Source organism: Marinobacterium rhizophilum, assembly GCF_024397915.1.
Lineage (GTDB): Bacteria > Pseudomonadota > Gammaproteobacteria > Pseudomonadales > Balneatricaceae > Marinobacterium_A > Marinobacterium_A rhizophilum_A.
Genome location: NZ_CP073347.1, coordinates 1,034,629 through 1,050,919, shown reverse-complemented (window position 1 = coordinate 1,050,919; position 16,291 = coordinate 1,034,629). Strand labels below are relative to the sequence as shown.

General features: G+C 60.7%; 23 protein-coding genes. 20 read left to right on the top strand and 3 right to left on the bottom strand.

Features of this window, described 5'->3' with window-relative positions; translation table 11 throughout:
• Positions 1 to 156: 156 nt before the first annotated feature.
• Together KDW95_RS04640 and KDW95_RS04635 are read right to left on the bottom strand one after the other, a co-directional pair.
• Positions 157 to 306 (bottom strand): hypothetical protein, encoded by a 150-nt coding sequence (locus KDW95_RS04640; RefSeq protein WP_255855110.1) that lies wholly within the window; start codon positions 304 to 306, stop codon positions 157 to 159.
• 8 nt (positions 307 to 314) lie between these two features.
• The gene (locus KDW95_RS04635) at positions 315 to 791 is read right to left on the bottom strand and encodes a helix-turn-helix domain-containing protein (protein ID WP_255855109.1); all 477 of its coding nucleotides are present in this window, start codon (positions 789 to 791) and stop codon (positions 315 to 317) included.
• Positions 792 to 860: 69 nt separating this feature from the next.
• Between KDW95_RS04635 and KDW95_RS04630 the strand changes: the two genes are divergently transcribed.
• The 10 genes from KDW95_RS04630 to KDW95_RS04585 all read left to right on the top strand — a co-directional run bounded on the left by KDW95_RS04630 (position 861) and on the right by KDW95_RS04585 (position 8,077).
• A complete protein-coding gene (locus tag KDW95_RS04630; protein WP_255855108.1) occupies positions 861 to 1,301 on the top strand; it encodes a helix-turn-helix domain-containing protein in 441 nt (146 codons plus the stop codon).
• A complete protein-coding gene (locus KDW95_RS04625) occupies positions 1,301 to 3,529 on the top strand; it encodes a DNA-binding protein (protein WP_255855107.1) in 2,229 nt (742 codons plus the stop codon). The genes KDW95_RS04630 and KDW95_RS04625 overlap by 1 nt, the downstream gene beginning before the upstream one ends.
• Before the next feature lie 90 nt (positions 3,530 to 3,619).
• Positions 3,620 to 4,336 (top strand): AAA family ATPase, encoded by a 717-nt coding sequence (locus KDW95_RS04620; RefSeq protein WP_255855106.1) that lies wholly within the window; start codon positions 3,620 to 3,622, stop codon positions 4,334 to 4,336.
• Positions 4,311 to 4,928, top strand: coding sequence for a hypothetical protein (locus KDW95_RS04615; protein WP_255856572.1), 618 nt, complete (start codon positions 4,311 to 4,313; stop codon positions 4,926 to 4,928). Before KDW95_RS04620 ends, KDW95_RS04615 begins: the two co-directional genes overlap by 26 nt.
• The gene (locus KDW95_RS04610; protein WP_255855105.1) at positions 4,921 to 5,439 is read left to right on the top strand and encodes a hypothetical protein; all 519 of its coding nucleotides are present in this window, start codon (positions 4,921 to 4,923) and stop codon (positions 5,437 to 5,439) included. Before KDW95_RS04615 ends, KDW95_RS04610 begins: the two co-directional genes overlap by 8 nt.
• Positions 5,439 to 5,705 (top strand): hypothetical protein, encoded by a 267-nt coding sequence (locus KDW95_RS04605; protein WP_255855104.1) that lies wholly within the window; start codon positions 5,439 to 5,441, stop codon positions 5,703 to 5,705. Before KDW95_RS04610 ends, KDW95_RS04605 begins: the two co-directional genes overlap by 1 nt.
• 16 nt (positions 5,706 to 5,721) lie before the next feature.
• Complete coding sequence (locus KDW95_RS04600; protein WP_255855103.1) at positions 5,722 to 6,039, top strand: hypothetical protein; 318 nt, start codon at positions 5,722 to 5,724, stop codon at positions 6,037 to 6,039.
• Complete coding sequence (locus tag KDW95_RS04595; protein ID WP_255855101.1) at positions 6,036 to 6,662, top strand: DUF3164 family protein; 627 nt, start codon at positions 6,036 to 6,038, stop codon at positions 6,660 to 6,662. Before KDW95_RS04600 ends, KDW95_RS04595 begins: the two co-directional genes overlap by 4 nt.
• Before the next feature lie 481 nt (positions 6,663 to 7,143).
• Positions 7,144 to 7,638: a gp16 family protein gene (locus tag KDW95_RS04590; protein ID WP_255855100.1), complete on the top strand. Its 495-nt coding sequence runs from the start codon at positions 7,144 to 7,146 to the stop codon at positions 7,636 to 7,638.
• A complete protein-coding gene (locus KDW95_RS04585) occupies positions 7,628 to 8,077 on the top strand; it encodes a Mor transcription activator family protein (RefSeq protein WP_255855099.1) in 450 nt (149 codons plus the stop codon). Before KDW95_RS04590 ends, KDW95_RS04585 begins: the two co-directional genes overlap by 11 nt.
• 307 nt (positions 8,078 to 8,384) lie before the next feature.
• Here the strand turns inward: KDW95_RS04585 and KDW95_RS04580 are convergent, their stop codons facing one another.
• The gene (locus tag KDW95_RS04580) at positions 8,385 to 9,200 is read right to left on the bottom strand and encodes a DUF3800 domain-containing protein (RefSeq protein WP_255855098.1); all 816 of its coding nucleotides are present in this window, start codon (positions 9,198 to 9,200) and stop codon (positions 8,385 to 8,387) included.
• Positions 9,201 to 9,405: 205 nt separating this feature from the next.
• On the opposite strand from KDW95_RS04580, the gene KDW95_RS04575 reads away from it, so the two are divergent.
• From KDW95_RS04575 to KDW95_RS04530, 10 genes are read left to right on the top strand one after another with little or no spacing between them, the layout of a single operon-like run.
• A complete protein-coding gene (locus KDW95_RS04575) occupies positions 9,406 to 9,900 on the top strand; it encodes a glycoside hydrolase family 108 protein (RefSeq protein WP_255855097.1) in 495 nt (164 codons plus the stop codon).
• 2 nt (positions 9,901 to 9,902) lie between these two features.
• Complete coding sequence (locus KDW95_RS04570) at positions 9,903 to 10,061, top strand: hypothetical protein (RefSeq protein WP_255855096.1); 159 nt, start codon at positions 9,903 to 9,905, stop codon at positions 10,059 to 10,061.
• A 2-nt stretch (positions 10,062 to 10,063) separates the two neighbouring features.
• Positions 10,064 to 10,474, top strand: coding sequence for a 3TM-type holin (locus KDW95_RS04565; protein WP_255855095.1), 411 nt, complete (start codon positions 10,064 to 10,066; stop codon positions 10,472 to 10,474).
• 2 nt (positions 10,475 to 10,476) lie between these two features.
• Entirely contained in the window at positions 10,477 to 10,707 is a 231-nt protein-coding gene (locus tag KDW95_RS04560; protein WP_255855094.1) for a TraR/DksA C4-type zinc finger protein, read from the top strand.
• Positions 10,697 to 10,993, top strand: coding sequence for a DUF2730 family protein (locus KDW95_RS04555; protein ID WP_255855093.1), 297 nt, complete (start codon positions 10,697 to 10,699; stop codon positions 10,991 to 10,993). Before KDW95_RS04560 ends, KDW95_RS04555 begins: the two co-directional genes overlap by 11 nt.
• Before the next feature lie 14 nt (positions 10,994 to 11,007).
• Complete coding sequence (locus KDW95_RS04550) at positions 11,008 to 11,304, top strand: VpaChn25_0724 family phage protein (RefSeq protein WP_255855092.1); 297 nt, start codon at positions 11,008 to 11,010, stop codon at positions 11,302 to 11,304.
• Position 11,305: 1 nt separating this feature from the next.
• Positions 11,306 to 11,854, top strand: coding sequence for a DUF3486 family protein (locus KDW95_RS04545; RefSeq protein WP_255855091.1), 549 nt, complete (start codon positions 11,306 to 11,308; stop codon positions 11,852 to 11,854).
• Complete coding sequence (locus tag KDW95_RS04540; protein WP_255855090.1) at positions 11,854 to 13,425, top strand: terminase large subunit domain-containing protein; 1,572 nt, start codon at positions 11,854 to 11,856, stop codon at positions 13,423 to 13,425. Before KDW95_RS04545 ends, KDW95_RS04540 begins: the two co-directional genes overlap by 1 nt.
• Positions 13,425 to 14,999, top strand: coding sequence for a DUF935 domain-containing protein (locus KDW95_RS04535; protein ID WP_255855089.1), 1,575 nt, complete (start codon positions 13,425 to 13,427; stop codon positions 14,997 to 14,999). Before KDW95_RS04540 ends, KDW95_RS04535 begins: the two co-directional genes overlap by 1 nt.
• A complete protein-coding gene (locus tag KDW95_RS04530) occupies positions 14,999 to 16,291 on the top strand; it encodes a PBECR2 nuclease fold domain-containing protein (RefSeq protein WP_255855087.1) in 1,293 nt (430 codons plus the stop codon). The genes KDW95_RS04535 and KDW95_RS04530 overlap by 1 nt, the downstream gene beginning before the upstream one ends.

The following is a 16,291-nucleotide window of genomic DNA, read 5'->3' as shown; positions in this document are numbered from 1 at the left end:
CCAGGGCGGGCGGTTGACTCGATCGCGAAGATTGTGAAAAATTGCCACCCGTGAGGCATCCGCGCCAGGTGATGTGTGAAAAAGCCAAGGAGCCACCGAATCGTATAGATTGGGTGGCTTTTCTGTTTACACAGGCTTCAAGTCACGGTTTTACGTTTAATCTGCTTTCTTTTTTTTAACGGTGACCTGGATAGTGATGTCACCGTTGATTGTGATGCTGGTGTTTTGGCTATTGTTTGCCGCAGCCTCACGCTGTCCCTGGTCGCCGAACGCGGCCTTTATAGCCTCGGCAATACGTTGTTCCATAACGCTCCCTACTTAGCTCCTACTCTCAAGAAGGGCAGTATTGTAGCGGTGCTGGGCTCTTTGTCACTTTCCCGAAAAATGTCATAGAGCGCAAAGGCCAGCTCGATCTTCTTGTCTGGTGCCAACTGGTGCCCGCTTTCCTGGATACCCCTCTCTATACCCGTGAGCACACGCGCAAAGAATGCGCGGTCGAAGTCAGCTGGCAGCGCAGGAGCTGCTTCGTCTGGCCGCATGGGGCCTTCACCTTTGGTGAGCCAGGCGATCGCCACGCCGGTGGCTTCCGACAGGGCTACCAAGTTCAGCCTGGATGGGTCGGATTTACCATCTCGCCACTTTCGTACGACAGATTCTGAAATACCGGCCATACGTGCGAGCTTCGACACGCTGCCAGCCAGCGTGATCAGCTCGGCAATGCGTATTTCGAAGCCGTCACTTTCAGAATCAGTGAATGTGACCGCGGCGTCACTTTTGATCTTACTGGTCACTATCTTTGTAACCCTTTGTATTTATTGAACAAAAATATTTTTAGCCGGCGTATGCAAACGCAGGCGCAAATGACGCGCACGAACGTGTTGTTATTCGTACGAACGTGCGTTATCTTTGTCCACATGAAGACATTACACAGCCTAAAAAATGCCAGCCGCGCCAACGACTGGCATTACACAGAGATCGAGAGTGCCGTAAAACGCCGCTTTGGCAGCTATGCCGGACTGGCCCGCGCCTGGAATGCAGAGCATCCAGACAAAGGCATTAGCCGATACACGCTGGTCAAGAGTGCTCGTCAGCGTCAAAGCGAACTAGGCGAGACCGTCATTAGCTGGGGCATTGAGGTGCCAGCAGCGGTGATCTGGCCTACGCGCTATGACATCGACGGCGTACGTATTAAGTACCGCGCTCGATCTGAGGCTAAGCATACCGCAGAACAGCCATGTGGTCCCAGCAAAGCGGCCGTGTTTGAAGCGCTCCTGGGTACCGATGCAGGGAGTGGCAGCTAATGGCTAAAGAATGGTTTACCGCCGATGAGCTGGCGGGCGCTGACGGCCTGCCGGCAAGCAAAAGTGGCGTGATTCGCCGAGCCAAGAAAGACAGCTGGATCAACCGCAAGCGTGAGAAGGGCAAAGGCCTGGAATATCACATTGACGCACTGCCGCAAGAAACGCAGTACGCGCTGGCCCGTCGGGATGCAGAAACCGCTGCGCAGTCTCCGATTGCCATACAGGCCCGGGCGACGGTGGAGCTGGACCAGACCGCCCGCAAGCGGGTGTCCAAGGATGCCCAGGCCAGCGGTTTGAAGCAGCTGATCAATCTGCCGGAAACAGCGCGCAAGCGGGCCGAGGCACGCTTGCTGATTCTGCAGGCTGGCACCGCATTTGTGGCGCCCTACATGCGTTCCCGCCAGCAGGTGGCGGGGGAGAAAGCCTTTGCCAAGGCGTACTGCGCACAGAACCTGCAACTGCCCGGCTGGGTGTACGAGACCGTCGCAACGGTGTCCTGGATGAGCCTGCGACGCTGGCAGAAAACCCTGGATGAAGACGGCGCTGCGGCACTGGCCGGACGCTACAAAAGCGCCGTGCAAAGCAAGATCGATGTGCAGCCGCAGATGGGCGACTTCCTGCGGGCGATCATCACCAGCAAGCCACATCTGGCGGGCAAAACCTGCCACCTGCGCGAGCTGCTGGAGGTGCACAGCGCCAAGAACGGGCTGGGCTGGAAGATCCCCAGTGCCTCCAGCATTCGCCGCTGGGTGGTGCAATGGAGTGCAGACAACCAGGCTGCCATCGCCTACGTAACAGACCCGAATCGCTACAACAGCAAATACCGCAGCGCAGTGGAACAGGCCTACCCCTGGATGAGCCAGCCGAACGATATCTGGGAGTTCGACTCCACGCCGGTCGATGCGATGCTCAAAGAAGGCCGCCACTCGATTATCGCGGTGATCGACTGCTTTACCCGCCGCGTGAAAATGATCGTGAGTCCGACATCAGACTCAGAAGGCATCTGCCTGCTGCTGCGCAAGACTCTGCTCGACTGGGGCACGCTCAACGAGGGCGGCATCGCCAAGACCGACAACGGCAGCGACTACGTGAGCCGGCGCACCACCGGGGTATTCAACCTGCTGGGCATTAACCAGGAGCGCGCCAACCCCTACAGCGGCTGGGAGAAGCCCTTTATCGAGCGTTTTTTCCGCACCCTCAGCCACAGCATTGTCGAGCTGCTGCCCAGCTATATCGGCCACAACGTGGCAGACCGGGAAGTGATCGAGGCCGCCAAACACTTCGCCCAGCGCCTGGCCGAAAAGCGCCAGAGCGAGGCTGAAAAAGAAGGCTTTAACCTGCGTTTAACCCGCGAAGAACTGCAGGCGTTTCTGGATAACTGGCTGGATGCGTATTACCACCACCGCCCACACCAGGGCGAGGGCATGAAGGGCATCAGCCCGTTCCAGAAGTACGCCGACAGCGGCTACAGACCCTGGGCAGTGAATGACGAAGGCGCGCTGGATGTACTGCTGAACCAGGCCGGTAGCGCCCGGGTACTGAAAGGCCGGATCAAGTGTGGCGGGCTCGAATACAGCGCGCCGGAGCTGATGAATCACGAATGGAAAGGCCAGAAAGTGGAAGTGTTCCTGGACCCGAACGACGTGGGTCGCGCCTTCCTCTACCGCCAGGGCAACTGGGATCTACGGGTGGAAGCGGTGGATGTGCGCATGATCGGGCAGGGCGTAAGCCCGGATGCCTTCCGCGCCAAGAAGCGCGAAGACGCCAAGGCGCTGCGCTCCTTCCGCCGCGAGATGAAAGAGCTGGCCAAGACCTTTGGTGTGGACGGCCTGCACCAGGATGCCATTGACCACTTCACCGACAAAGCCAAGGGCCTGGCGCTGTTCCCGCAGCCGAGCCGCGAGCATAACAACGAGGCCATCGCAGCCCTGAGCCAGACCGCCGATCGGCTGCGCCAACCCCATGAACCGCAGTATTCCGAAGCCGAGATTGCCCACCTCAAACGCCAGCGCGAGGCGATGGAAGCCAAGCAGGCTGCCGTAGCCCAGCAACAGGGCTTGCTGGTGCGCAACGAGCACGACAAGGCGCGGCTGCTGGCCGAGCAATCGCTGCAGCGTGAGCTGACCGAGAAAGAACAGGCCTACCTGGTGGAGTACAAGCGGCATAACCGCTTTGGTGGCAAACAGATCGAAGAAATCATGGCGCGCAAACAGCACAAGAGCAGCTGAAGCGCGCCACGGAGAGTGGCCAAAAGGCCAACATTCAGCGGGCTCAACCCTATCAAAAGCGGGCCTGCCAAACATCAGGGAGAGTAGCAGATGAAAGCGATAGTCGCACCGGTGAAAAACGTGATTGCCACGCAGAATGCGTTCGATTCACTCTATAACCGATCCTACGGGGTGCCGGGTATCGGGCTGATCCACGGGCCCACAGGCTTCGGGAAGACCACCTCGGTGGCCTACCTGTTCAACCAGGTGAACGGCGTACTGGTGCGCGCCCGGGCCAACGATACGTCGTCCAGCCTGTTGGGCCGCATAGTCTCTGAACTCGGCGCCCAGCCAATGAGCCGCAACGCCCGCATGGTGGATTACATCATCGAGCAGATGAGCATGTACGAGCGCCCGCTGTTTATCGATGAGGCCGACTACCTCATGGGCGATATCAAGCTGCTGGAGTCCATCCGCGACTTGTACGACGCCACCGAGGTGCCGGTGGTGCTGATCGGCATGGACCAGATCGCCAAACGCATCAGCAGCCGCAAGCAGTTCTTCAATCGTATCAGCGAGTGGGTGGAGTTTCGCCCTGCAGATCTGGACGACGTCATCGTGATGGCCGACTGCATGCTGGCAGGCGGTATCCGCGCAGAGGCAGAGTTGCTGGAACAGCTGCGCCAGGCGGCCTGCGGTGAGATGCGCCGCATCACCATCGGCCTGGCACAGATCGAGAAGCTGGCCCGTGCCAACGACCTCGATGTTGTCACCCTGGAGCATTGGGGCGATCAGCCTTTCCATGGACTGCGCCGGCAAGTGGCCTGAGGACTGCAACGTGAGTCAGGCACGACGCAAAGCATGGAAATGGATCATCGAGAGCCGGGAATCTCTGCCCGCTGGCGCGCGGAGTTTTAGTGCTCAGCAGATGGCGGCAGCAACCGGATTGAACCTGCATACGGCTAAGCGGTTCCTCAGTTTCCTGCTGGAAAAACGCCGCCTCAAGGTCTGGCGCTATGGGCGAGGCCCTTTGCCGACCCTCTATTATCTGCTCGACGCCACACCGCTGGTCTTTGACCAGCCCGGCGCTCGCGCAGGCTATAGGGTCAGGACCTCGCGCAAGCCGAATACAGCCCGGCAACGCATCTGGAACAGCTGCCGCATTCTACGCACCTTCACGCTGAATGAAGTGTCGGCAACCGCCCAAACGGCTTATGTCACTTGCAGTGCCTACATCAAGCGGCTGGAGCGGGCGGGGCTGGTACGCAAGATAAAGCGCCATGCGGCACAGGATGGCGAGTTTGCAATCTTCCGGCTCAATGTCGATGCCGGCCATCCGCACCCGGTCGTGCGCAATGATGGTGTTTTTTGCCCGGCCCGTAACACCCTGTACCCCTACAAGGAGGCAGAGCATGAGTGATTGGCTGGAAGTACTGCGCAAGCAGGTCGCGAGCAGCTCCCAGAGCCGCGTGGCGCAGGAACTGGGAGTCAGCAAGACCATGATCAGCCAGGTGCTCAGCGGGAAATACCCGGCAGAGCCTGCGGATCTGCGCCGCAAGGTGGAAGGGCACTACATGGACCGGACGGTCGAATGCCCGGTGCTTGGCATCATCCCGATACATGAGTGCGAGGCACACCAGCAACGGCCGTTTTCGGCCACCAACCCCCAGCGGGTGCGGCTGTATCGCGCCTGTCGGGCGGGGTGTCTGCACTCGAAACTGGAGGCGACCGCCAAAGCGCAGCGCGGCGCCGTGCAGCAGTCAGACACCGGCCTGCGGCCCTATCAAACGGATGACCAGATCGCGTTCTGCCGGCGCATGGCCGGCGACAATGATCGCAAAAACGTGGAACTGCTGGAGCGTGAGCTAAGCCGTATCGCCACCCAGTACAACCTGCTGCTCTGGCAGATGCAGCACAAGGAGAGCAAGTGATGACGGGCATGAACATTCAGAACCAGCACATCAAGGAGAAGCTGGTAAGGGCGACGCGCGCGGTGAATGTACTGGAAACCAATGGCCTGACGGTAACCGCGATCAGCATCGATGGCCCCTGGCCACTGATCGAGATTATCGAAGGGCGGGCGTGCCAGAAATTGCAGCACGCGGTCAGCAAGTGGATCAACAAGAACGGCCGGCGCCAGTGCGAGCGGGTGGCGCTGGTGAGTGATTGCCAGGTGCGCTGGATCGAACGCAACTAACTGAAGGAACAGAATCATGGCAGCAGTTCAGTACTACATCGTTGATTTGGGTAAATCGTTCATTCACGGCCGCCTGGTGCTGCAGCACAGCCTGCGGGCAGGGGGCGGCACCTGCGAGCTGGCGCGTGCCAGGCAGGTGCCCGAGGAGGAGGTGAACGCCGCCCTGGACCGGTACGACAACGGCAGCACCACCCGCGCCATCCTGTGCGAGGTGATCGATCAGATGGCATTTAACGGCACCACCTTTGCGATACCCCACCGCGAGCTGCTGGGGTTGTGCAAGCGAGTGGCCGAAGAGCAACAGGCAAGCAACCAGCAGAGGATCAGCGCATGAACACCGCCGTACAGCAGCACATTCCAGAAGGCTACCTGGAAGACCAGGCCGGGCGCCTGGTGCCGGTATCAAAGATCGATGAAATCGACCTCACCCGCAACGACCTGGTGGGCGAGATTGTCGGTAAAGCGCTGGCCCTGCAGCGGGCCATGGCGGAGTTCAAACTCGCAACCCTGGGCGATATCGAAGCCTTTATCGACCTCGGCGCCGAGCGTTACGACGTGCAGGTGGGCGGCAAGAAGGGCAACGTCACCCTCACCAGTTTCGATGGTCGCTACAAGATCCAGCGCGCCATCAGCGAGAACCTGGTGTTTGACGAACGCCTGCAGGTCGCCAAGGAACTCATCGACCAGTGCATCAACCGCTGGGCCCAGGGCTCGGCAGCCGAGATCCGGGCGCTGGTAACCCACGCTTTTCAGGTCGACAAGGAAGGCAAGATCAGTACAGGCCGGGTGTTGGGTCTGCGCCGCCTGGCCATTGAGGATGTGCAGTGGCGCCAGGCCATGGATGCCATTGCCGACAGTATCCAGGTGACCGGCAGCAAGACCTATATCCGCCTGTATGAGCGCGTGGGGCCGGATGATCAGTTCCGGCCTATCTCGCTGGATCTGGCCGCGCTTTGAAGTAGTAAACGGCAGTGGAGGCAATAGAGGAGGGCTGTAAGGGTCGCCGCGCCCAGGAGACTTAGGCCGGGCGCGGCGTGGAATGCTTCGGGCCATCCGTGGCCTTCCCCCATTCCGTTGGGACGATGGAGCGTCTGCCATGCAGTTAAGCAGCCAGACGCTGATCTGGCCCTAGGAGAAAGTCCTAAAAATGTAACGCAAAAGCGAATTCAGGCAGTGCACTTTGGGTTGCAATCATGGATAGGGATAGGTGAGCCAAGGCGCCGCGCCCTGGAGGTTCAAGCCGGGCGCGGCGTGGAATGTTTCGGGCCATCCTAAGCCTGCCTGCATTCCATTGGGACGCTGCTCGCGTCTAAGTTGCAGTAAAGCAGGCAGGTGCCAATCAGGCCCTAGGAAAAAGTCCTAAAAATGCAACGCAAAAGCGAATTCCAGCAGTGCGCTTTTGGTTGCAATGCAACGCGTTAATCGAGGTTTAAACGACATGAAACACCCGCAAAAAGACAACCGCAAAGCGGCCCTGGCGCAGATTCATATCGGCAAAAAGCAGCTGGGGCTGGATGATGACACCTACCGCGACATGCTGCAGAACCTCACCGGCAAGCGCAGTTGCTCCGACATGGCATTGGCGGAGCTGTACCAGGTGATCAAGCAGCTGGAGAACGCGGGGTTCAAGCAACACCGTGGCCGCAGGAGTGGCGCCACCCGCCAGGGCTACTACAGCCCGCGCTCAAAAGGCCAGGTGATCGACGTGATGCGGGCCATCTGGATCGAGATGCACCAGGCCGGCATCGTGCGCGATGGCTCCGAAGCCGCGCTCGCCGCTTATGCCAAGCGCATGAGTGCCCAGCTCAACGGCGGCGCGGGTGTGGAAAAGCTGGAATGGCTGCAGCGTGATGAGCAGCTGGCTGCCCGTGTACTGGAGGCGCTCAAAAAGTGGCGTGCCCGTGCCTTCAAGGAGTTGCCCCATGTCGAATAAACCCGCCAGAACACGCCGCGAGGAAGAGCAGCAGGAGCTGCTGGGCGATCACAGCTTTAACGACGACCTGCTGGAGCACCTGGACGAGATACCCGATGAGGTACGCAAGAAGTGGCCCCGCGACTTGGCGGCCCTGATTGATATCTACCAGGCTGCGATGCAGCGCCGGGGCTACAGCGCCGACGAAGCCAGAAGCATCGCCCATACCCTGATGGCCGAACAGTCGATGTACTGCGGTGGCCGCCATGTGTATATCCCAAAAGGCGATCGCTTCAAGCAGGCGGTGCGTGATGTCGAGTTGTTCCGCGACTGGCACGACCGCGGCATCGTGCCCGACGATCTGGCCGCCCGCTACAAGATCAGTACCCAGCATGTGTACCGCATCATCAAGGAGCAGCGTGGTCTGCACATGAAGAAGGTGCAGCCGGCGTTGTTTTAGGAGGTGGGAGTTGACTCGGATACAGGTTATGCGTAATCCGCAAGACACTAGACTAAAGTCTAATAAATCTACATATAGTGCTAAGTGATCATCAAGGGGCGCAATATGTTGTGTTTGGTGGCGGCGACTAATTTTACTTTTGTTGCATATAGCAAAAAACTATTGGTTATCCTGCAAAAAATGCCAATAATGTGCACCATGATCAATTGAGATCGCGCGTCGTCAAAGACGGCGGGGACGGGGGATGTCGGGTGAGCTTGCCTGGCGTCCCCTTTTCTTTTGCTGGTAATAACCCTTATGGCGTTTGTCAGTTGTCAAAGCAGTACCGCTTGATGCCTACAGCACGGATTGCTTCTTCGTCTTCCAGGACGTTGTCAATCAGGCGGCTATGTTTGCGCAGCTCTTCATAGGCCCGGTAACTTGAGTCGTACTGGCCTTTTGCAACCGCGTACGCAACTAAGTCCGCCAGCTGCATTCTGCCACTATCTTTTTTTACGAACTTGGGGGTCTTGAGTAGAATGCTCTTGAAGTCTGCTGGTTCGAGCGGCGCGTAGATTCCCGATGTGGCAGGGTTGAACGGTAAGCCATTGTCGACAATGTCCACATGATATTGCTTCAGCAACGCATCCTCCCGCTTTCCAGTCGCCTCGACATAAACAGCAAGTTTTCGGTCATGCTTCTTCGCGTATTTGGCTGCACGCTCAATTAGAATGCTGTAGGCACTCTTGCATAGCATCCATTTTTTGTTGTCATACCTTTCTAGGTAACGTGCGACATAGCCTGGGCGGTCCACAACACATCCGGTGGCAACTATGGGTGCGGTAATAACGAACTGGTTTAGCTGTTCATAGAAAGCCCGGGACCTATCGTCCTCACACCTAAGCCAGCTGAAGGCTCCTTTCTTACCTCTTATTTTCGTTGAATGAAGAGGCCCAGTGAGGCCGAAATCGGTTACCAGTTGCGCGTGCTGCTGATCGATATGATCGATGTCTTCTGCAGCAACAAGGTATCCACCAAACGCGAAGTGATCCATACCATCAGAGCGAGTGACCGTCGTTTTTCGATCTGGGCAACGGGTTCCCGTGTCATCAATGTACAGATGAAAGGTCGATGTCGCTCCCATCTATGAGTGTCCTTATTCATCGGGCTATTCAGGGTTAGAGCTTCATAGTACCACTGCGTTACTGTACCGCCAGACACTGTTGCACTTTCCAGTCATGCTGCAACGGACCTGTATTCAACATCCTCCAACCCACGTTAAACCACGCCCCCCTCAATCCCCGGCACACTGAAGTTCAACGCTATGAACTTCAGACCGGGGATTTTTTATGGCCGCTTATTTCGAACCCGCCGTCAACTGGTTGCTGGGTCCCGACATCGAGGGCGAGCACAGCAACGATGCTGCCGATAAGGGCGGGGATACCTGGTACGGCCTGGCGCGCCGCTGGAACCAGGACATGGACTGGCCGCCAACTCGCGAGCAGGCCATCGCGCGTTACCGCGAACGCTACTGGGATGCCTGCCGCTGCGACGAACTGCCCGGCACCCTGGCTGTGCTGGTGTTTGATGCCGCCGTGCAGCACGCCCCCAAAGACGCGATCCGTTTTCTACAGCAGGCCATCGGTGCCTATGCCGACGGTATCATCGGACCCAAGACGCTGGCCAAGGCCCAGTATGTCGACAACGACCGCCTGGCCGACTTCCTCAGTTACCGTGCCCGCTACTACACCCAGCTGTGTATCGACGACGCCAGCCAGCTGACCTTTATCCGTGGCTGGCATCGCCGGTTATTCCTGCTGCAGCGCTTCGCGCTGAGTCTTTAACCATGAGCCCGCTGGAAATCATTGCCGGCTTCATTGTCGCGGGCGGGCTGTTGACCTGCGTGGTGGGCGCTGTGCGCAGGGAGAAGGAAGGTCTGCACGTGGGTGGCACAGCGGTTGTCGCGGGCGCCGTGCTCTATCTGTGCAGCCTGGTAGGAGGTTGATGATGGCAAATCCGATTTGGTCCGCAATTACCGCGCTGGTCACCCCGGTCACCGAAATGGTGGACAAACTCCACACCTCGGATGCAGAGCGCCTGCAGGCCAAGGCCGCGCTCTTTGGCCTGCAGTCCGAACTCAGCCAGACCCTGATTGAGTACGAATCCAAACTGCTGGCGGCCAAGAGTTCGGTGATTATTGCCGAGGCCCAGGGTCAGAGTTGGCTGCAGCGCAGCTGGCGGCCGATCACCATGCTCACCTTCCTGCTGCTGGTAGTGCTCGACACCATGGGATGGACGGCGTTTCGCCTGTCCGACGAAGCCTGGACGCTGCTGCAGATCGGCCTGGGTGGCTATGTGGTGGGCCGCAGTGTCGAGAAAACCGCCCCCAGCCTGATGCAAGCCCTGCGCAAGGAATAACAATGCCCGACCTTTACGACAGCGCCCAGGAGCGTGAGCAGCAAAACACCCAGGCCGCGCACCAGGCCCACACCGCAAGGCTGCGCCCCGAACCGCCGCAAACGGTGGTAGACGGCCGGGTGCTCTGCATCGACTGCGACGAGCCCGTGCAGCCCGCCAGGCTGGCCGCCAAGCCCAATGCCGCCCGCTGCTTTCATTGCCAGGGCATAACGGAGCGCAAGCATGGACGCTAAATTCTGGCTCGATGTGGTGCAGTGGATCGTGACCCTGGGCGTAATGATCTTTGTCTGGATCGACCGGGGCCGCTCCGATAACCGCCGGCTGATCCAGAAGCTGGGCGAACGCCAGGAACTGCAGGAACAGCGCCTCACCCGCGCCGAAGAGGGCCTGCGCCACACCCCTACCCACGACGACTTTGCCAAGCTGCAGGCCGAGGTATCCGGCGTGCAGAGCACGCTCAACCGCGTCACCAGCACGCTGGACCGCATCCACGATTACCTGATGAACAGCAAGGCCTAGAAGGAGCGACTGCCATGGCGTTTGATACGTTTGAACAAGAGGATCGCCGCCTGGTGATCCTGCGACTGCTGGCAGAGGATGCCGACTACCGTGTGAACTCCAGCATCCTGCAGCAGGGCATCGAGCTGTACGGCCACTCGGTCAGCCGCGACAAGCTGCACACCGAGCTGCACTGGCTGGCCGAACAGGATCTGCTCAAGTGTGAGCCGATCAACAGCGTGCTGATCGTCACCCTGACCCAGCGCGGCCTCGATGTCGCCCAGGGCAAGGCCGTGGTACCGGGCGTCAAGCGCCCCGGGCCGGGAGCCTGAGATGGCCCGCGCCAGCAGCATCGACCAGCTGCCCGACGATATCCGCGACGCCCTGCACGAACTGCTGCGTGACCCGGCCGTCACCCAGCTGGAAACCGCCCAGCGGGTCAACCAGCTGCTGAGCGAGGAAGGCCACCCGATCCGCGTCAGCAAGAGCGCCGTCAACCGCTACAGCCAGCGCATGGACCAGATCGGCGAGAAGATGCGTCAGTCCCGCCAGATCGCGGACATGTGGATCGGCAAGCTGGGCAATCAGCCCCAGGGCAAGGTCGGCGCCATGCTCAACGAGTTCACCCGCACCATGGCGTTCGAAACCGCCCTCACCATGAGCGAAGGCGACGACCCCATACCGCCCAAGCTGCTCAAAGAGCTGGCCCTGGCCATCAAGCACCTGGAAGAAGCCAGCAGCGTCAACGAGAAGCGCGAGCGCGAGATCCGCCGCCTGGCCACCGAAGAAGCCGCCGAAACCGCCGGCGCCCTGGCCAAGGCGGCCGGCCTCACCGCCGCCGGCGTGGCTGACATCAAGAAGCAGATCCTGGGGATTGCCTGATGAACGCCCCCATCACCGACCAGCCGCTGGGCGCCATTGCCGCCAGCAACCTGCAGGATCTGCAGCAGTTCGATGCCGGCGAGGTATTACTGGGCTACCAGAAGCGCTGGATCGCCGATACGTCGGCGCTGAAGATCGCTCAGAAATCGCGCCGCACCGGGCTCACCTGGGCAGAAGCGGCCGACGCCACCCTCTGTGCCGCCACCGCCAGGAACGAAGGCGGCTGCAACCACTTCTATGTGGGCAGCAACAAGGAGATGGCGCGGGAGTTCATAGAGGCCGCCGCCATGTGGGCCAAGGCATTCGACCGGGCCGCCGGCGAGATCCAGGAAGAGGTGCTGCACGAAGACGACAAGGACATTCTAACCTTCGTTGTCTACTTTGCGTCGGGCTTCAAGGTACAGGCGCTCAGCTCCAACCCCAGCAACCTGCGCGGCATGCAGGGCAACGTCACCATCGATGAAGCGGCCTTCCACGATCGCCTGGCCGAGGTACTGAAAGCAGCGCTGGCACTCACCATGTGGGGCTCGCGGGTGCGCCTGATCAGCACCCACAACGGCGTTGATAATCTGTTTAACCAGCTCATCCAGGACAGCCTGGCCGGCCGCAAACGCTACAGCATTCACACCATCACCCTGGACGATGCCTGCACCCAGGGTCTGTACCAGCGCATCTGCCAGATCACCCGCAAGCCCTGGAGCCAGGAAGCCGAGGACGAGTGGCAGGCGGGCCTGCTCAAAGACACCGCCACCGAAGAAGATGCCCTGGAGGAATACGGCTGTGTACCCAAGCAGGGCGGCGGTGCCTATATCAACCGCAGCCTGATCGAGCGGGCGCAGCGGGCTGATATTCCAGTGCTGCACTTCGAGGCGCCCCAGGGCTTCATGCTCTGGTCCGATCAGCAGCGCCTGGCGGAGATTGACGACTGGTGCGAGGCCCACCTGAATCCGCTGTTGGAAGCGCTGAGCCCGGACCACTCCCATGCCTTTGGTGAGGATTTTGCGCGCAAGGGCGACCTGTCGGTGTTCGCCCCGCTGATCATCCTGCCGGATACCCGGCTGCGTTTCCCGTTCCTGCTGGAGCTGCGCAACTGCCCCTATGAAAGCCAGAAGCAGTTCATGTTCTATATCCTGCGCCGCCTGCCACGGCTCACCGGTGCGGCCTTCGATGCCACCGGCAACGGCGGTTACCTGGCGGAAGCGGCGGCACTGCAGTTCGGCACCGATCTGGTGGACCAGGTGCAGCTGAACCTGCCCTGGTACCGCGAGTGGATGCCCAAGTTCAAGGCCAAGTTCGAAGACGCCGATATCGAGATCCCCAAGACCACCGATGTGCTGAATGACCTGCGCAAGATCCAGGTAGTTAAAGGCGTGCCGGTGATCGAGAAGGGCAGCGGCAAGGGAACCGATGGCCAGCAGCGCCACGGCGATGCGGCCGTGGCCATGTGCATGGCGGTACGCGCTAGTTATATGGAAGGCAGCGCCATCGAGTTCACCGCGCTGCCGGGCAAGGGCGAGCCCGATGATGATAGCGACGACTACTTAAACAGTTTTCAACGAGGCACCTGGTAATGGCTCACAGCAGCATTCTGGATATCAACGGCCGCCCCTTTGACCTGGGCGAGCTGGCCGAACCACAGACCGAAACCGAGGCAAAGCTGGCGCAGCTGCACCGCCACTATGCCGATCACCCGTCCAGTGGGCTCACACCGGCCAGGCTCGCAGGTATTTTGCGCGATGCCGAGCAGGGCGATCTGATCGGCCAGTGCGAGCTGGCCGAAGACATGGAAGAGAAAGACGCCCACATCCAGAGCGAGCTGGGCAAGCGCCGCCTGGCCTGGCAGGGGCCGGACTGGAACATCGAGCCGCCGCCGGGCGCCAGCGCAGAGGAACAGCGCGATGCCGAGCAGATCGAGGAGCTGCTGCGCTCGGCTACCTGGCTGGACGACTGCATCTTCGATTGCGGCGATGCCATCCTCAAGGGCTTCGCCAATCTGGAGCTGTCCTGGGACTTTGCCGACAACACCCACTTTGTCACCGCCACCGAGTACCGCGACCCCGGCTGGTTCCAGGCCCACCCGGACCGGCGCAACGAACTGCGCCTGCGCGATGGCAGCCATGAGGGCATGGAGCTGCGGCCCTTCAGCTGGATCAGCCACCAGGCGCGGGTGAAGTCCGGCTACCTGTCGCGCCGTGCCCTGGCCCGCGTGCTGGCCTGGCCCTTCCTGTTCAAGAACTACAGCGTGCGCGATCTGGCCGAGTTCCTGGAGATCTACGGCCTGCCGCTGCGCCTGGGCAAATACCCGGCCGGTGCCAGCGAGCGCGAGAAGATGACCCTGCTGCGCGCCGTGATGAGCATCGGCCACAATGCCGGCGGCATCATCCCCCGGGGCATGGATATCGAGTTCGAAAAAGCCGCCGACGGCGCCAGCGATCCCTTCATGGCCATGATCAACTGGTGCGAGAAGAGCCAGAGCAAGGCGATTCTCGGCGGCACCCTCACCAGCCAGGCCGATGGCAAAAGCTCCACCAATGCACTCGGCAACGTGCATAACGAGGTGCGCCAGGAGATCCGCGATTCCGACCTCAAGAGCCTCGGCAATACGCTCACCCGTGACCTGGTGCTGCCGCTGTACATGCTCAACGGCAAAAGCTACAGATCCCCACGGCGCACGCCACTACTGGTGTTTGATCTTAACGAGCCCGAAGACCTGGCGCAGTTTTCCGGCCCGCTGAAAGGCCTGGTTGAGCTGGGCGTGCAGATCCCGGTGAACTGGGTACACGAGAAAACCCGCATCCCCCAGGCGCAGAAAGGCGAGGCCGTGCTGGCGCTGGCCACCCAAGCGCCTGCACCCGCGCCTGAACCTGAAAAAAGCAACGCCAGCCTCGCAGCGCTGAAGGCCGGTGATGAAAAGGATACCGCCGGCCAGCTAAGCGAGCAGCTGCACGGTGCCGCAGGCGATGCGGTGTCCGGCTGGCTGGATCAGATTCGTGCCCTGGTGGAGTCCGCCGACAGCCTGGAAGCGTTGCAGGCCGGGCTGCTGGCGCTGGACCTGGACGCCGCCGCGCTCACCGAGGCCATGGGCCAGGCGCTTACCCTGGCAAGTCTGGCGGGCCGCTATGAGCTGCTGCAGGACGCCCGCTAATGCCCCCGCGTGCAACCACCGATATCGGCGCGCGGCCCTTCGATGAGGCCATCAGCTACTTCAGCCAGAAGCTCGGCCTGCCCACCACCGGCTGGCAGGATGTGTACGGTGCGCAGCATGACCATGCCTTTATGGTGGCGGGCGCCAACAGGCAGGCCATTGTGGAGGGCTTCGCCAGCGCCATTGCGGCCGCCATCGAGCAGGGCGAAACCCTGGCCGCCTTTCGTGAGCGTTTCGATCAGCTGGTCGCCAGCCATGGCTGGGACTACAAGGGCAGCCGGGGCTGGCGCTCGCGCCTGATCTACGAGACTAACGTGCGCCAGGCCTACAACGCCGGCCGTGAAATCCAGATGGCCGACCCTGCGCACCGCGCCCGCTTCCCCTATATGGAATACCGCCACTCCGGCGCCGAGAACTACCGCCCGCAGCACAAGGCCTGGGACCGGCTGGTGCTGGCCGCCGACGATCCCTGGTGGAACCTGCACAGCCCCAGCAACGGCTATGGCTGCAAGTGCAAAAAGCTGCCGGTATCCAAGCGCGAACTCAAGCGCCTAGGCAAGACAGCCCCCGATACGGCGCCAGCGGATGAATTCCGCGAGTATGTCGACAAGCGCACAGGAGAGGTGCGCCAGATCCCCTTGGGTATTGATCCCGGTTTTGATCACCGCCCCGGTGAAAGCTGGCTGCGCCATAACAGCCCGCGCCAGGTAAAGCAGTGGCCCGTCGGGCAGGGCACCATTCCCTTTGGCCATCCCGATGACACCCCCTTGCCGGCACCCACCAAGGTGAATCCGCAGCAGCTGCTGGAGCCAGGCCTGAGCGATGATGCCTATATAGACGCCTTTGTGGCGGAGTTTCATGGCAAGGGTTCTCGCTCGGAAAAGACCAGGGAAAAACACCAGGTGTTCCAGGATGTGCTGGGCGAGCCGCTGCTGATCAGCGACCAGCTGTTCCAGGATGCCAGCGGCCGCCGTATCCAGGCCCCGTCCGAAGGCGGCGCTATCGATCCGCAGTACCTGCCGTTGCTGGCCCAGGCCATCCAGCAGCCGGATGAAATCTGGGCGGCGCTCGAACCCGACCTGGCAATACCCGGTAAATACCGTTTAACCCGCCGTTACCTGTCGCGCTGGATTACCGCCGAAGGTCAGCAGCTGCTGATGAGCTGGGTGCACGGGCAGGGGCTTTGGCATGGAGCCACGGCTGCCGCCACCGAGGCAGAGCTGGCGGCACTGCGCCAGGGCGTGCGGCTGTATCAACGTGGCCCGCAAGTGAATAACAAAGGGGAGCAATAA

Coding starts and splice junctions, on each gene's coding strand:
- KDW95_RS04640 (WP_255855110.1), bottom strand. CDS start 306: ATGGAACAACGTATTGCCGAGGCTATAAAGGCCGCGTTCGGCGACCAG.
- KDW95_RS04630 (WP_255855108.1), top strand. CDS start 861: ATGACGCGCACGAACGTGTTGTTATTCGTACGAACGTGCGTTATCTTT.
- KDW95_RS04625 (WP_255855107.1), top strand. CDS start 1,301: ATGGCTAAAGAATGGTTTACCGCCGATGAGCTGGCGGGCGCTGACGGC.
- KDW95_RS04620 (WP_255855106.1), top strand. CDS start 3,620: ATGAAAGCGATAGTCGCACCGGTGAAAAACGTGATTGCCACGCAGAAT.
- KDW95_RS04615 (WP_255856572.1), top strand. CDS start 4,311: ATGGACTGCGCCGGCAAGTGGCCTGAGGACTGCAACGTGAGTCAGGCA.
- KDW95_RS04610 (WP_255855105.1), top strand. CDS start 4,921: ATGAGTGATTGGCTGGAAGTACTGCGCAAGCAGGTCGCGAGCAGCTCC.
- KDW95_RS04605 (WP_255855104.1), top strand. CDS start 5,439: ATGACGGGCATGAACATTCAGAACCAGCACATCAAGGAGAAGCTGGTA.
- KDW95_RS04600 (WP_255855103.1), top strand. CDS start 5,722: ATGGCAGCAGTTCAGTACTACATCGTTGATTTGGGTAAATCGTTCATT.
- KDW95_RS04595 (WP_255855101.1), top strand. CDS start 6,036: ATGAACACCGCCGTACAGCAGCACATTCCAGAAGGCTACCTGGAAGAC.
- KDW95_RS04590 (WP_255855100.1), top strand. CDS start 7,144: ATGAAACACCCGCAAAAAGACAACCGCAAAGCGGCCCTGGCGCAGATT.
- KDW95_RS04585 (WP_255855099.1), top strand. CDS start 7,628: ATGTCGAATAAACCCGCCAGAACACGCCGCGAGGAAGAGCAGCAGGAG.
- KDW95_RS04580 (WP_255855098.1), bottom strand. CDS start 9,200: ATGGGAGCGACATCGACCTTTCATCTGTACATTGATGACACGGGAACC.
- KDW95_RS04575 (WP_255855097.1), top strand. CDS start 9,406: ATGGCCGCTTATTTCGAACCCGCCGTCAACTGGTTGCTGGGTCCCGAC.
- KDW95_RS04570 (WP_255855096.1), top strand. CDS start 9,903: ATGAGCCCGCTGGAAATCATTGCCGGCTTCATTGTCGCGGGCGGGCTG.
- KDW95_RS04565 (WP_255855095.1), top strand. CDS start 10,064: ATGGCAAATCCGATTTGGTCCGCAATTACCGCGCTGGTCACCCCGGTC.
- KDW95_RS04560 (WP_255855094.1), top strand. CDS start 10,477: ATGCCCGACCTTTACGACAGCGCCCAGGAGCGTGAGCAGCAAAACACC.
- KDW95_RS04555 (WP_255855093.1), top strand. CDS start 10,697: ATGGACGCTAAATTCTGGCTCGATGTGGTGCAGTGGATCGTGACCCTG.
- KDW95_RS04550 (WP_255855092.1), top strand. CDS start 11,008: ATGGCGTTTGATACGTTTGAACAAGAGGATCGCCGCCTGGTGATCCTG.
- KDW95_RS04545 (WP_255855091.1), top strand. CDS start 11,306: ATGGCCCGCGCCAGCAGCATCGACCAGCTGCCCGACGATATCCGCGAC.
- KDW95_RS04540 (WP_255855090.1), top strand. CDS start 11,854: ATGAACGCCCCCATCACCGACCAGCCGCTGGGCGCCATTGCCGCCAGC.
- KDW95_RS04535 (WP_255855089.1), top strand. CDS start 13,425: ATGGCTCACAGCAGCATTCTGGATATCAACGGCCGCCCCTTTGACCTG.
- KDW95_RS04530 (WP_255855087.1), top strand. CDS start 14,999: ATGCCCCCGCGTGCAACCACCGATATCGGCGCGCGGCCCTTCGATGAG.